The organism is Phascolarctobacterium sp., assembly GCF_045124115.1.
In the GTDB taxonomy this organism is placed as follows: domain Bacteria; phylum Bacillota; class Negativicutes; order Acidaminococcales; family Acidaminococcaceae; genus Phascolarctobacterium_A.
Genome location: NZ_JBGVLF010000018.1, coordinates 66,114 through 80,971, shown reverse-complemented (window position 1 = coordinate 80,971; position 14,858 = coordinate 66,114). Strand labels below are relative to the sequence as shown.

Genomic DNA, 14,858 nt, shown 5'->3' with positions numbered 1-14,858 from the left:
TCATCTTCAGTATAGCACAACAAGTGTGTTTTGCATAGAAAAAGGAGAACGAAAAGCGTCCGCATCAAAATTACGATACGGACGCTAAAATTATAACTAAAAGTTGAAGGATAAAGTTGTAGTAGCTTATACAGAAATCGCCTTAACTTGTTCAAGAGGCAGTTCCGTAAGCTCCGCAATAGCCTCGTCACTCATGTTTGTACTGCGTTTCAGATTGGTGGCTATAGTTAAAGCCTTTTGCAGCATACCACGAGCTTCACCATACTTTTCGCCTTCCGCTCTGCCACGTGCTTCACCACGAGCCTCGCCGCGTGCCTCAGCTCTTTGTTCAAATCTAGCTATCATCGCATCCATAGTAACCAAACCTCCTTCTTCAACATCTGGAATAATCAACTCAAAATTAGGATTGCCGGAAACAGCGCTTAACAATTTCAAAACCGCATCAACGTGCTTAACAACACCGGAAGATGGTTGGTATTCTTTGTTAGTACGCTTTTGAACCATGTATTCAGCAACGTATTTAAAATCACTTTGAAACATATCTATCTGCTCTTGAGAAAGATAGGCGATTTCAAATACGTTTATCTTGTAGTCATTGCGCATTGTATCAGGAATCTTATCACACCTGCGTTTAATACATCCTTGCAAATTGCGTGGTGCGTGCCAACGATGCTCTCCAAAATAAAGCACGAACGTAACCACTTCGTAGGGCTCTGCTTCGTTTTGTTGGTTGTGGTAGCTTGCACCGTCATAACCGATAACACGCAATGGCATTCTGTTGTCCACTTTAGTTTGATTTTCAAAACCACAGCAAGTAATGATGGCATTTGTTGCTTTATCAATAACAAACTTGGCAACATCACGCTCTTGATGATGAAGCTTACCATCCATTTTGTACTGCGATACAACGCTTGCTTCCTGCAGCATCTCAGGCTCGAACAACCTTTGTCCGTTACAGACTAGAACATTCAAAATATCTGCCGCAACATCACTGTAGGCTACAAGAATTTTTTCGGAAACATCTTTTGCTCCCAATAGTTCTCATCCTTTCTTGAAACACGAAAGTTTTTCGTAGGATGATACTGCTATTGGCATTTTCAAACCGGGCTTACATTTGGGCGCAGTAGTAGCATCATCCCATATACGGGACCAACGTAAATCGATACTACTACCGAAGCCACTTCTGCAACGGTTTTTAACACTTAGTGAATCACTAAATGCACTTCTACTATAGAAAAGCCCACGTGCACTTCCATCTTAGGGGTGCACCCACTTTACGTTTCACCTTCAGTATAGCACAAACATCGAATTTTGAAAACAAAAGGCGTTCTTCCCAAAGTAGGGAGGAACGCCTTTTTTGAATGGGGTAGGGGAGTTAACCCACAAAATACTTGTAAATTTTTGTTTCTACAGGAACGTCCATAGCATAGAACACTTCTACAATAGAAAGCTTCTTCCCTTTACTCATAATAGTATTGCCGACACATTTTTGATAAGTTACTGCACCCATACAATAAAATTCAGAACCATTATCATCACTTTTCTTAATAAAAAGTAATTTTAGCGTTTCAGGATTTTGAATAGCATAGACTTCTTTAGATTCAATATCTACTCTATTTCTCGTCCACCAATGAAAATGAGCATTATTGATAAACGCATCCTCATACTGAATACTTTGATTGATACCTTCGCTCTTATTATAGGTAACAAACATAGGACAAGTGCCATATTTTACTCTATACCCGTAAACAGTAGAGCTTTCATCTTTCGGCCAATTCAAAATTCTGCATGCATCTTTGCGCGTATAAGAGCCATATAGTTTAAAGCCATGATAAAATTTACTCTTATCAAAATCCTCTAAGAAACGATGTTTGCCATAGGCCAAAGTATCCTTTAAATAAAGCATAAACTCACTATTACCTAAAAGATTTTTAAAATAGGAACTCAAAGCAATCGTATCATCTGTGCTTACAATTAAAGCTTGGTTACCGTACTTAACTTTGTCTGCATCTTTAAAAAAGTCCAATGATAAAACATTTTCTACGCCTTTTAAAGTTGCTTCAGAAGTGTCTAACTGCAGATTATTATGCATATAAGCAAAAAAATCGCTCTTTTTGATAACTTTACTTTGTATCAATCTCTCTAACAGTATAATTTCTTCCAATCGCTTGCCATTGGCTATTTCCAAACTAATAAATTGCAAAATCTGTAGATGTTCTTTAGTCAATGTGCTTTGCTCATAATCAACACATTGTTTAAATTCATAATACGATTTCTTGGCTTCCACAAAAAGATACGGATCCCTATCTCCAAGATTGACAAAATCCATCATCATAGGAGCACGCCCTAATTTAAACTTAACTAAGGAATAAGCTTCTTTTAGGGTTTTCATAGATTTTAAATTTACAGTATCAAGTTTCTTGAAAATGCGCTCTTTCGCAATATCGTCAATATGAACTGTCGATGCTCCGGGAAGAAAATTATTATGCATATTACGACGGACATGTTCCCTGCTATAAGAACGATCACCATAAAGAGCTATGGGCAGCAAATAGTTATTTTCATAGTTACCTATAAAATCAATAACCTCTAAATAGCGTTTATCCTTATTTTTGCGCAGTCCGCGTCCCAACTGCTGTACGAAAACAATGGCAGATTCCGTCGGGCGTAGCATAATTATTTGATTGACTGAGGGAATATCGACGCCTTCATTTAGAACATCTACTGAAAAGAGATAATCCAAAGCATCATTATTATTTTTATCATCAGTTTCTAGACATTCAATAAGTTTTTTTCTATCTACTTCTGACGTTTCTCCGGATATCCATGCTGACTTTTTACCATGTTCATTAAAAGCGTTACAAAGTTTTTTCGCTTCATCAATTTGGCTACAAAACACAAGCCCTTTGACTCTTCCTTGGTCACAGCCATAAAAATCAGCATACTTTAGAATATGTTTAACGCGTTCTTCACAAACAAGCTTATTGAAATCGCTATGGTCGCTTAAAACTTCACCCTCTAAAACGATCTCGCTAACGCCATGATAATGGAACGGAACCAGCATATTCTCAGCCAGTGCTTCATTCAAGCGTATTTCATAAGCAATATTGTAATTAAAGGCTTTAAATATATCATAGCCATCTGTACGTTCCGGCGTTGCTGTCATACCTAACAAAAATTTAGGTTTAAAATAATCTAAGATTTTCCTATACGTTTCTGCCCCTGCATGATGTACTTCATCCACAATAATATAATCAAATTCATCAGGTGCAAAGCTATGCAAGTTTTCATCTTTGCACAATGTCTGAACTGTAGCAAATAAATAATCCGCATTAGTTTCTTTTTTTGCTCCACTATATAAGCCAAAGGATTTCTTTGAACCTATAACATGTTTAAAACTTGCCAAAGAATTGCGAGCAATTAAGCCTCTATGAACTACAAATAAACAACGCTTAGGATTTACAGTTCGCACATCAAAAGCAGAAAGAAATGTTTTACCTGTGCCTGTAGCAGAAATAAGTAAAGCACGATCCTTTCCTTCAGCACGTAGTTGTGCAATGCCTTGCAAAGCAGCTGTTTGCATCTTATTGGGATTAATCTTATAAAGATTTAAAATTTGCGTTTCAGCCTTATTGCGTTGAGTTTTTGCTTCGTGATAAATTTTCTCATATACATTAATCCATTCTTCTGTAACCGGAGTTGCATCATCCCAAGCCTTTTCCAATTCAGCCTGCATCTGCTTAATTAAAGCGCCATCCTTCATAGAAGAAAGCCGTACATTCCATTCACGGTTAATCGTTAATGCACTTTGAGTAAGATTACTACTACCTATAATCATAGTGTAATTTTCTTCTGTATTTTGTGTTGCTAAAGAATGAAACAAATAGCCTTTGGCATGAAAATTATAATCAGAAGTAATGATTTTTAACTCTAAATTAGGAAACTGTAGCAAACGCCTTAATGCCCTAGGCTCAGTAAAATTTTGATATTGAGATGCTAGAATCTTTCCCTTAATATTTCTATTTTGCAACTCTTGAAGGGTATCAATAAGGCAAGCAATGCCACTATTAGTTACAAATGCTACGGAAAAGAAAAAATCATCACAACTTTCCATTTCAACCAATAAACTCTCTAGAACTTTAACTTGTTTTTGTTGATTATTGGTTAAAATTTTTGGAAGAAAGCGCTCATCCGTCCCAATATTAAAATCTATAAAACCAGCCTCTAAATATAAAGCTAATTCACTACTATTCATAGATTTTACTCCTATCCTTACTTATAAAGCTCCTGCAAACGCTCTACAATAGGCTTATCTGCTTCTGCCCAATCTAATTTGCCCATTTCCTGCGGTACCATCCATTTTGCAGCAACATGTTCCTTCATCACGAATTTAGGATGTGCTAACTTACATAAATAAGTATGCATAGTAATGGCAAAATCGGGATATGTGTGTTCAACAGTCATCAAATAATCACTCTCCATGATGCTGATATCCATATCCATTTCTTCTCTCAATTCCCGTTCCAAAGCAGTATGATTTTCTTCTCCAACTTCTACTTTGCCACCTGGAAACTCAAATTTATAACTAACATAATCATACTTTCCTTTATTACGTTGCATACAAAGAATTTGTCCATTATGTTCAATAACTGCAGCAACAACTTCATAATGTTTCAAGGATATCATCTCCTTTATTTTTATGTCTTAATTATACTACATGCTCCGGTAACAGATAAAGATCTTTTCCAAAGGTTTTACTTTCTAAACAGCTAATAAAAATAGCGTAGCAACTATAAAAGCTACTACGCTAAAAAAGTTTAGTTTTGCATACAAAAAGGCGTTCTTCCCAACTGTAGAGTAGGGGAGAACGCCTTCTTTATTCAGCATCGTACTTTATTCTTCTTCGTGATGAATGGCAGCCAAAGAAACAACCTTGTCATTTTCATTCAAAGTCATCAGCTTTACGCCTTGGGCATTACGTCCATACTGGCTGATGCTGTCCACATCAATACGGATAATAATACCTGCGGAGGTAATCATCATAATCTCCTGCGCCGGATTAATAACGCGCATGCCAACTACAGCACCGGTTTTTTCCGTAATCTTGATATTGATAATACCCTTGCCGCCACGTGTCTGCTTGCGATAATCAGTTACAGCGGTACGCTTGCCCATGCCGAACTCCGTAGCAGTCAGCACCTCGTATTCCTCGTTGGGCACGCTATCCATAGCTACAACTTCATCGCCGTAGTTGAGGGAAATACCTTTAACACCGTGAGCAGTACGCCCCATAGGACGCACATCCTGCTCGTCAAAGCGGATAGCAATACCGTTACGGGTAGCCAGAATAATCTCGCTATTGCCGTCGGTCAGCTCAACACCAATCAAATCCTCGTTTTCATCCAGATTAATTGCTACTAAGCCAGCCTTGCGGGCACTGCCCAAATCCTTCAGATTAGTCTTCTTCACAGTACCTTTATTGGTAGCCATGAACATAAACTGCTCATCCAGGAACTCTTTCACAGGGATAACCGCCGTAATCTTTTCTCCCTGTTCCAAAGGCAGCAGGTTGATAATAGCAGTGCCTTTGGCAGTACGTCCTGCTTCGGGGATTTCGTAGCCTTTTTGGCGATAGACGCGGCCTTTAGTTGTGAAGAACAAAATATTATGATGGGTGGTGGAAAGGAACAGATGCTCTGCGCAGTCTTCCTTCTTGCCACTGCCACCGGTTTTGCCTACACCGCCACGTTTCTGGTTGCGGAAGTTATCCAAAGTCTGACGTTTAATATAGCCTTGGTGGCTGATGGTCACAACGATATCTTCTTCGGCAATCAGATCTTCTACTTCCATTTCGGAAGTATCGCGGGAGATTTCCGTACGGCGTTCATCGCCAAACTTCTTCTTCATCTCCAGCAAATCGTCTTTAATAATATTCAGCACTTTGCGCTCGTCTGCCAAAACGCTCTCCAACCAATCAATGGTTTCCAAAACATCAATGTATTCGTCATCAATCTTCTTGCGCTCCAAACCGGTCAGACGCTGCAGGCGCATATCCAAAATAGCCTGTGCTTGGCGTTGGCTCAGTTTGAATTTGTCCATTAAGGAAGTACGGGCAATGTCCGCTGTAGCGCTGCTACGGATAGTGGTGATTACTTCATCCAGATTATCCAGAGCAATCTTCAAGCCTTCCAAAATGTGGGCGCGGTCTTTAGCTTTGCCCAATTCGAAACGGGTACGTCTGGTAACGACTTCTTTTTGGTGTGCCAGATAATATTCCAAAATCTGCTTCAAGTTCAAAATGCGCGGTTGGCCGTTAACCAAGGCTAACATAATGATACCGAAAGAACTTTGCAAAGCAGTATGCTTATACAGCTGATTCAAAACCACATCAGGTACGGCATCAGCTTTCAGTTCGATTACAATACGGATACCATGCTTCAAGTTGGAATAGTCATCAATGTGGGTGATGCCTTCAATAGCGCCTTCTTTAACCAAGTCAGCAATATCTTTAATCAGATTTGCCTTATTAACTTGGTAGGGGATCTCCGTAATAATGATATGGTGCTTACCTTTAGCTGCAGGCTCGATTTCTGCCTTGGCACGGATTTTGACTACACCGCGGCCGGTAGTGTAGGCGCTGGTGATACCTTCCTTGCCCAAAATGCAGGCACCGGTGGGGAAGTCCGGACCTTTAATAGCGGTCATCAATTGGGGAATTTCCACATCGGGATTATCGATTAGCATTACCAAACCATTCACAACTTCGCCTAAATTGTGAGGCGGAATATTGGTGGCCATGCCTACAGCGATACCTGCGCTGCCGTTGATCAAAAGGGCAGGAACCTTAGCAGGGAGTACGCTGGGTTCTTTTAAAGATTCATCATAGTTAGGCACAAAATCAACTGTGTCTTTTTCAATATCTTCCAGCATAGCTTCCGCAACTTTTGCCATACGTACTTCCGTATAACGCATTGCTGCAGGGCTGTCGCCGTCGATACTACCAAAGTTACCATGACCGTCAACCATCAGGTAACGGGTGGAAAAGTCCTGTGCCATACGCACAATAGCGTCATATACAGAGCTATCGCCGTGGGGATGATATTTACCTAAAACTTCACCGACGATACGTGCTGATTTCTTATAGGGCTTCGTCGGCGTCATGCCTGCTTCCTGCATCGCATAGAGAATGCGGCGGTGTACGGGCTTCAAGCCGTCACGTACATCGGGCAGGGCGCGCTGGATAATAACGCTCATGGCATAATCGATATAGGATTTCTGCATTTCTTCTTCAATGTATACCGGCAAAACCTTGCCAACAGGGGTATTCTGTTCGTCCACTTTATCACCTATCCTTTACACCACTAACTTTATTTTAACAAAATTTCATAAACCTGCTTGCCGATGAGCAAAGTAGTCACCAGCAAGTACAGAGGCCGCACATAGGAAGCCCCTTTTTGTATAGCCAAACGGGAACCGCAGATAGCGCCTACAATCATAGCGCAAGCCATGATGATCCCGTAACTCCACACAATAGTGCCGCTCATGGCAAAGGCTGCTAACGCGCCAATGCCGCTGGCAAAATTCAACGCTTTGGCATTGCCTGCGGCCGTAACGAAGTCATAGCCTAAATACAGGAAGCCAAAGATCAGGAAGGACCCTGTACCGGGGCCAAAGAAGCCATCGTAAAAACCAATGGTAAACGCCATGGCAATAGCGCCTAAAAGTGCCTGTAGACCTAGCTCCCTAATGGTGGAGTTGTCGCCCCAGTCCTTGCGGCGGTAAGTGTAAATGGCCACAGCCACCAATAGCACTACGATGATATTCTTCATGAGTTTTTCCGGCAGCAGATAGACCACGTAGGCACCTAAAGCAGAGCCAAGGAAAGACAAAGGCATCAAAGTAAAGGCTGCCTTTTTGATCTTGCCTGCCCGCCAAAAGGAAATAACGCTGGTCAACGCGCCCATGGAGGCTGCTACCTTATTGGTACCCAAAGCGTAGGGCACAGGCAGCCCCATGCTCAGTAGTGCGGGAGTAGAAATCAAACCGCCACCGCCTACAGTCGAATCAATAAAAGCGGAAATAAAACCTGCAATAATCAGGAACGCCACGTTCCAAAAGTCTAAAGACGCAGTAAATGTTTCCAAAATCTTCCCCTCATTTACTTTTTATTCTTCCCAGCAAATATATAGTCCCACGCTGCCCCTATGGCAGGTGCAGCTTACTTCGCTGCCCACAGCCTCGTTGCTAATAGCGTAAGGTTTAGCCTGAGTAAGTTCCGCCTGCGCCAAAGGCCAGCGTACTCCGTCTATAGTAACGGTACAGGTAGGGGAGAGAGGCAGCAACGAAATCGCCTTAGCCTTTTTCCCAAGCTCCACCTTCATCCTCTCGCCCTCGCCGAGCAGCACCATCAGCTCCTTATCGTCCGCCAGCAGCACCTGGCTCTGGCGTTGCTGCTTCCAAGCCAGCAAAGAATACACATTGCTATAGAGATGGTCAAAGCGACCGCCCCAGATGCCGGTAGCAAGCAAATCACCCTGGGGCAGTTTGCTTAACAGTAACTGTAAATCCGTATCATCCTTAGCAGGGGGGTGGATGTCTAAAGCAGCACCTGCACCTTCCGCTTCTGCATACACTGCGGTAGTAGCGCTGTCGCCATCGCCAACCACCAGGGTGGGGGATAAGCCTGCAGCTAAAGCGTAGGCTGCACCTCTATCAGCGCAGTACGCGGCTAAACCCATAGCAGCCTGCTGCAGCCAAAGTTGGCTGGGAGCGCGACCACCTGCAACAGCCAGCGCAGTTAGCAACTGCGGTTCCTGTTTCACGTGAAACATTACGCGCACCCCAGGCAGCACAAAAACTTTCTCAGCCATTATTTTTTAGTTACGGCAACAGGTTTGATCACAATCTGACCATTTTCCTTCAGCACCTTCCAAGTGCAGTTGCCATTTTTATTTTTCAACCATTCCATGCTGATTTCCAAGAGGAAACGGTTTAAACGCTCTTGGGCTTCTTCCGGCAGCAGCAGCTCCTTCTTCGCCGGAGCCTTAGCAGCCTTAATCTTGCTTTGGCGAACCTTTTCATCAGCGTACATGCCGTTTTCAAAGGTCAAATCTTCGCTAAAGCCCTTCAGCATATCCTCATCGGATAAACCTTTTTTAATCTTAGCCATTTTCAAAACCTCTTTTACAAGTCTAAATTACGTACGTTATTAGCATTTTCCTCGATAAAGCGACGACGAGGTTCAACCTTATCGCCCATAAGGATGGAGAAAATGCTGTCTGCTTCCGCAGCATCTTCCAACTGTACCTGCAAAATAGTGCGTCCTGCAGGGTCCATAGTAGTTTCCCACAGCTGTCCCGGGTTCATTTCGCCTAAGCCTTTGTAGCGCTGTACGTAGGGATTGCTGTCACGGCCTACTTTGTCCAAAATAACCTGCAGTTCTTCATCACTATAAGCATAATAATGCTCTTTTTGATTCTTGCGGATTAAATACAGAGGCGGTTGGGCAATATATACATGACCTTCTTTAATCAAAGGCTGCATATAGCGATAGAAGAAAGTTAAAAGCAAGGTACGGATATGGGCGCCGTCTACGTCGGCATCAGTCATAATAATGATTTTCCCGTAACGTGCTTTTTCCAAATTGAAATCGTCGCCAATACCGCAGCCGAAAGCAGTAATCATGCTACGGATTTCCGCATTGCTCAAAATCTTATCAAGACGTGCTTTTTCTACGTTTAAGATTTTACCGCGCAAGGGGAGGATGGCTTGGAAATCACTGTTACGTCCCTGCTTAGCGCTACCGCCTGCAGAGTCACCTTCGACCAGATAGATTTCCGTATCTTCCACATTACGGCTCTTGCAGTCCGCCAATTTACCGGGCAGACCGCCCAAATCCATAGCGTTCTTACGTCTAGTCAGTTCGCGGGCTTTACGGGCAGCCAGACGGGCACGTGCCGCCATAATAGCTTTTTCGACAATCTTTTTCGCTACAGCAGGATTTTCTTCCATGAATTCCGCCAACGTGTCGCCCACAAGGCTATCCACAATGGGCATAACCTCGCTGTTGCCCAATTTAATCTTGGTCTGGCTTTCAAACTGGGGATTGGGCACCTTCAAGCTCAATACCGCAGTCAAGCCTTCACGCACATCATCACCGCTTAAAGCGTCTTCATTATCTTTCAAAATCTTATTGCTACGGGCGTAGTTGTTAATAGTACGGGTGAGGGCTTTACGGAAACCACTTAAATGAGTACCGCCTTCTTCCGTATTGATATTGTTAACATAGGTAAACACATTCTCCGTGTAGGTATCGCTATACTGCATAGCAACCTCCACAATAATGTTGTTCTTTTCGCCTTCCAAATAAATGGGCTTAGCATTAATGGGGTCCTTATTGGCATTAACAAAGTTGACGAACTCGATAATACCGCCGGCAAAATGGAAGGTTTCACTGCGTCCTTCAGGACGTTCATCCTTCAAGGAAATGGTAATGCCTTTGTTTAAGAAAGCCAACTCGCGAATACGCAGACGCAGAGTATCGTAGCTATATTCCGTTTCCGTAAAAATAGTAGCATCGGGCTTAAAATGTACAGTGGTACCGGTAGTATCGGCAGAACCTTTTTCATACAGCTTTTTGCTGGTTTTGCCCTGCTTGAACTCGATACCGTAACATTTGCCGCCACGGCGCACTTCTACTTCCATGTGCTCGCTCAAAGCGTTAACGCAAGTAACGCCTACGCCGTGCAAACCGCCGGAAACCTTGTAACCGCCGTCGCCGAACTTACCACCGGCATGGAGCACAGTCATAATAACTTCTACAGCAGGTTTCTTTTCTTTCTTCATCATATCCACGGGGATACCACGGCCGTTATCTTCAACCGTGATGCTGTTATCCGCATGAATAGTTACCTTGATATCCGTACAGTGACCGGCCAAGGCTTCGTCAATACTGTTGTCCACAACCTCGTACACCAAATGGTGCAGACCGCGGGCAGAGGTACTGCCGATATACATAGCAGGTCTTTTGCGTACTGCCTCAAGGCCCTCTAAAACATGGATCTGCTCCGCGTTATAGTTGCCGTTGACTGCAGTTGCTTCTTCAATATCAATATCCTGGGTCATATTTACCTCCGTTTTTATTTTCAAGCTCAGGCAGCAGTACTACCTGGTATAAGCAGCGTCCTCCAACCAGATGTCAGAGGCGCGTTTTTTCAAAGTTAGGGAAGAAATTGCGGAAAGGTACAGTGTATCTTCTGTCAGCACTAGGCTGGAAGCCTCGCCACCTTCCGTAGCATCTACCAGCTTATAAGCATCCTTATATTTCTCCACATATTCCTGACAAGCTTCGGACTGGGGATGGCATAAATTAATAATAGCCACAATCTCGCTATTTTTTACCATGCAGTCTGCTCCCAAATGCAGATACACTTTGATCCCTCCGTAAAAATTCCAACACATTACTATACAGGGCAGGGGTAATCTCCTGGGGCTGTTTTTCCGTTAAAAACATTACCGCCAGCATGCTTTGGCGCTTATCTGCAAAGCCTAAGCGCACCTGCTCAAAGTAGTAATTCTTTAGGTTATCCTTAACAGCAGTAAATAATATTTTATCACATTTGTAGTAAGTCAGACAATCTTCATAGCGCAACCACGGCTGAATCCGCAGCAGCTCTGCCACTTTAGCCCGCATTTCGTCCCGCTCCGCCCGCTGGCAAATACTGCAGACAGTTTCTCCCTGCAGCATCTTGGCACCACATTTAGGGCAGGTAGTATAAGCGAACACTTTTGCCGCCACCGCCTGGGCAGCCTTACGTCTGCTCTGCCTGCGGTTTAGGCTCCCCGTATGGAAATACAGCTTTTTGACTACAGCGCGCCCTGCCAAGAAGGTATTCACCTTCTGCAGGAAAAGGCTCTGCATCATATACAGCTCGTTAGCAAGCATGGAGTTAGCAGTCTTAATGTGCAGTTCCTGTCCTACCAGTTTTTCCGGCAGACATTGCCGTGCCAAATTGCTGCCGCAAATCTGCTGCCAATCGGCTTCCAGCAAATGATTTAGGTAAATAGTTTGAATCGAACGGGACACGTACCTATTAGGCCTGCGTGGATCCATCAGCTTAGTAAGCACGTCATCCACATTAGTTAATCTGTCATTGTCCATCTTCTACCTCGCTAATCTTTCCATTAGCAATGAAATAGTAGGCATTGCCTGCCAAAGGAGGTATCAGCTCCCGATCGTTAACCGTTATAAAGGTTTGCACTCTGCCGTCAATAAAGCGTAACAGCTGGGCGCGGCGGTTGTTGTCCAATTCGCTCATAACATCGTCCAAAAGCAGCACCGGATATTCCCCAATCTGCCTATGGACATACTCCAGCTGGGACAGCTTCAAAGCCAAAGCACCGCTGCGCTGCTGACCTTGGCTGCCAAAGGAGCGTAAGGACACGCCGTTTAAAAGCAGGCGCAAATCGTCGCGGTGAGGGCCGATGCCCGTATTCCCACGCAGGATGTCGATGCGCTGGCGCTCTGCCAAATGGCTGCGGTAAAAAGCTTCGCCAATCTCCGCAGCAGTGCCAGGGTAGAGGAGTTCGCCATTATTGGCCTTTAACTCGTAGCCCACAGTCAACTGCTCCTTATGCTCCGTAATGGAAGCATAGACTTCCGTAGCAATAGCCTCCAAGTTCCCCAGTGCCCCCATGCGTTTGGCGGTAATAGCAGCGGCTAAACGGATAAACTCCTCGTTCCACGGCTGCAGGACGGCAACATTGCCGCCATTGTCGCGCAAATCTTTTAAAAGACGGTTCCGCTGCAGCAGTACCCGGTTATACTTGACCAATAAATCATAGTACACTGGGTCCGTCTGGGAAATCTGCATATCGAAAAAACGGCGGCGCAGAGCTGGTTCCCCCTTTACCAACTGCAAATCCTCGGGGGAGAACATCACCGCATTTAAAGCACCGTAATGCTCCTTAGGGCGCACCTTGGCACCATCCAGCAGAATTTCCTTTTTCCAGCGTTCCTGCTGCTTATATTTTTTTAGCTTTACCTCATGGTTACCGCTGAAGCTTTCGTAAACTACACCCACTGCCATAGCATCATTGCCCAGTTTGAGCAAATCCTCTTCCTGGTTAGTACGATGGCTCATGCCAAAGGCGCCGTAGAAAATAGCCTCCAAAAGATTGGTTTTTCCTTGGGCATTAGCACCATAGAAGACATTGATCATGGCAGGCAGCGCTAGCTGACAGTTCGCGTAATTGCGAAAGTTAACAGCGTAAAGCTCCTTAATCCTCATTTTTGTGCAGCGATAATGGTCAGCTCGATTTGGTCGTCAATATTGACAACATCACCGGGGCGTACTTGCTTACGTTTTTCCGTAACCGTAACGCCGTTGAGTTTGACAACACCGTCTTCCACCATCATAAAAGCTTGGCCGCCGGTGTCAGCAACACCGGAGAATTTTAGGAGCTTATCCATAGCAATAGTAGCAGTAGTGATTTCAATAGTTTCTTTCTGCATAATCTTGACCTCTTTTTATTAAAAAACAACCCTTACCGGGGTAACGATGTAGATATAGTCTTTTTCTGCTTCACAGGTAATGCAGACAGGGCTCAGAGAAGTGTTCATAGCCATATTGATTTCGTCAGCATCAATATTTTTCAGAATGTCCAGCAGATACTTAGAATTGAAAGCTACGTTCAACTTATCACCGGTAGCAGCGCAGGCAATGGTTTCACGACCGGTACCTACATCGGGACTGCTGGAAGTCAAAGTCAGTTCTTCCGCAGTAACGCTCAGTTTGACGATGCTGTAATCGCCTTCAGTAGAGAACAAGGCTACACGCTCAACAGCACCTGCCAGCTCTTTGGCATTTACTTTGCAGTTGACAGCAAATTTAGCAGGAATAACGCGGTTGTAGTCAGGGAATTTGCCTTCAATCAAACGGGAAACAATAACAACATTATCAATAACTACCATAATCTGGTTGTTGAGCAAGGAAATTTTTACTTCTTGCGGTAGCTCGCCGGTCAGATTACGAGAAATTTCCAACAATACTTTAGAAGGAATGATCATGCTCATAGGCTCGGCAGTTTCTTGTTCTAAGGATTTGATTGCCAAACGATGGGTGTTGGTACCAACAAAGGTAATCTTGTTATCCTTTGCTTCTACCAGAATACCGGTGAACAGAGGACGGGATTCGTCATTGGAGCAGGAGAAGATAGTCTTCTTAATCAGTTCTTTGATTTTTTCATCAGCGATGGTAATAGTCTTGTCACCATTAAAGTCCGGGAATTTAGGATAATCTTCTTCATTCATCAACAGCAGTTGGAATTCAGATTTCCCGGAAGTAACTTTAATAGTCTTATTTTCCGTATTCTTGGCAATAGTCAGTGTTTCGCTGGGCAATTTACGAATCAGTTCGGACAAATGCTTTGCAGAAACAACTATTTCCCCTTCTTGGGTAATATCTGCATCTAAAGTACAGGAAATAGCCATATTTAAATCCATAGCCTGTACGCTGAGTTTTCCTTCTTGAGTAAAGAGGTGAATGCAGGAAAAAATAGGTGTGCTGGGTTTGGAAATGATGGCTCTTTGTGCAGTTTGAATTGCTTTATTCAGTGCGTTGGTATTGCAGGTGATTATCATTTGTACACAGTCCTCCTTGGTAAATGATTACTATTGTATTTATAAAAGGTAGTCGACGTAGTAGTAGGGGTTGTTAGTAATGGGGAAAAGTCCTTTCAGCCCAGTACTGGCGGTTATTTCCCAATGTAGATAAAGCTGTGTATAACTGGGAAATATTATCCACGCAATCTACAAGGGAAATTTTTATCAACTTTCAGGAAAAGTTTTCCACAACTAG

At 43.5% G+C, this 14,858-nt stretch carries 13 protein-coding genes; all 13 read right to left on the bottom strand.

The window, feature by feature from the left end:
- Positions 1–126 precede the first annotated feature (126 nt).
- A complete protein-coding gene (locus tag ACJMM4_RS03060; RefSeq protein ID WP_405382996.1) occupies positions 127–1,035 on the bottom strand; it encodes an Rpn family recombination-promoting nuclease/putative transposase in 909 nt (302 codons plus the stop codon).
- 340 nt (positions 1,036–1,375) lie between these two features.
- The gene (locus tag ACJMM4_RS03055; RefSeq protein WP_405382994.1) at positions 1,376–4,255 is read right to left on the bottom strand and encodes a DUF3427 domain-containing protein; all 2,880 of its coding nucleotides are present in this window, start codon (positions 4,253–4,255) and stop codon (positions 1,376–1,378) included.
- 17 nt (positions 4,256–4,272) lie between these two features.
- Positions 4,273–4,677 (bottom strand): (deoxy)nucleoside triphosphate pyrophosphohydrolase, encoded by a 405-nt coding sequence (locus ACJMM4_RS03050; RefSeq protein ID WP_405382992.1) that lies wholly within the window; start codon positions 4,675–4,677, stop codon positions 4,273–4,275.
- A gap of 216 nt (positions 4,678–4,893) precedes the next feature.
- Positions 4,894–7,338, bottom strand: coding sequence for a DNA gyrase subunit A (gene gyrA / locus ACJMM4_RS03045; protein ID WP_405379414.1), 2,445 nt, complete (start codon positions 7,336–7,338; stop codon positions 4,894–4,896).
- 29 nt (positions 7,339–7,367) lie between these two features.
- Positions 7,368–8,144 carry a sulfite exporter TauE/SafE family protein gene (locus tag ACJMM4_RS03040; RefSeq protein WP_405382990.1) on the bottom strand — a complete coding sequence of 259 codons (777 nt, stop codon included), beginning with the start codon at positions 8,142–8,144 and terminating at the stop codon, positions 7,368–7,370.
- A gap of 21 nt (positions 8,145–8,165) precedes the next feature.
- Entirely contained in the window at positions 8,166–8,831 is a 666-nt protein-coding gene (locus tag ACJMM4_RS03035; RefSeq protein WP_405382988.1) for a thiamine diphosphokinase, read from the bottom strand.
- Positions 8,832–8,869: 38 nt separating this feature from the next.
- The gene (locus ACJMM4_RS03030; protein ID WP_405382986.1) at positions 8,870–9,169 is read right to left on the bottom strand and encodes a hypothetical protein; all 300 of its coding nucleotides are present in this window, start codon (positions 9,167–9,169) and stop codon (positions 8,870–8,872) included.
- Positions 9,170–9,183: 14 nt separating this feature from the next.
- The gene (gene gyrB, locus ACJMM4_RS03025; RefSeq protein WP_405382984.1) at positions 9,184–11,124 is read right to left on the bottom strand and encodes a DNA topoisomerase (ATP-hydrolyzing) subunit B; all 1,941 of its coding nucleotides are present in this window, start codon (positions 11,122–11,124) and stop codon (positions 9,184–9,186) included.
- Between the two features lie 39 nt (positions 11,125–11,163).
- A complete protein-coding gene (gene remB / locus ACJMM4_RS03020) occupies positions 11,164–11,403 on the bottom strand; it encodes an extracellular matrix regulator RemB (protein ID WP_405379419.1) in 240 nt (79 codons plus the stop codon).
- A complete protein-coding gene (locus ACJMM4_RS03015; protein WP_405379420.1) occupies positions 11,390–12,160 on the bottom strand; it encodes a DUF721 domain-containing protein in 771 nt (256 codons plus the stop codon). Before ACJMM4_RS03015 ends, remB begins: the two co-directional genes overlap by 14 nt.
- Complete coding sequence (gene recF / locus ACJMM4_RS03010; protein WP_405382982.1) at positions 12,150–13,289, bottom strand: DNA replication/repair protein RecF; 1,140 nt, start codon at positions 13,287–13,289, stop codon at positions 12,150–12,152. Before recF ends, ACJMM4_RS03015 begins: the two co-directional genes overlap by 11 nt.
- Positions 13,286–13,513 (bottom strand): RNA-binding S4 domain-containing protein, encoded by a 228-nt coding sequence (locus ACJMM4_RS03005; RefSeq protein ID WP_405379422.1) that lies wholly within the window; start codon positions 13,511–13,513, stop codon positions 13,286–13,288. Before ACJMM4_RS03005 ends, recF begins: the two co-directional genes overlap by 4 nt.
- Positions 13,514–13,531: 18 nt before the next feature.
- Positions 13,532–14,641 (bottom strand): DNA polymerase III subunit beta, encoded by a 1,110-nt coding sequence (gene dnaN / locus ACJMM4_RS03000; protein ID WP_405379423.1) that lies wholly within the window; start codon positions 14,639–14,641, stop codon positions 13,532–13,534.
- Between the last annotated feature and the right edge of the window lie 217 nt (positions 14,642–14,858).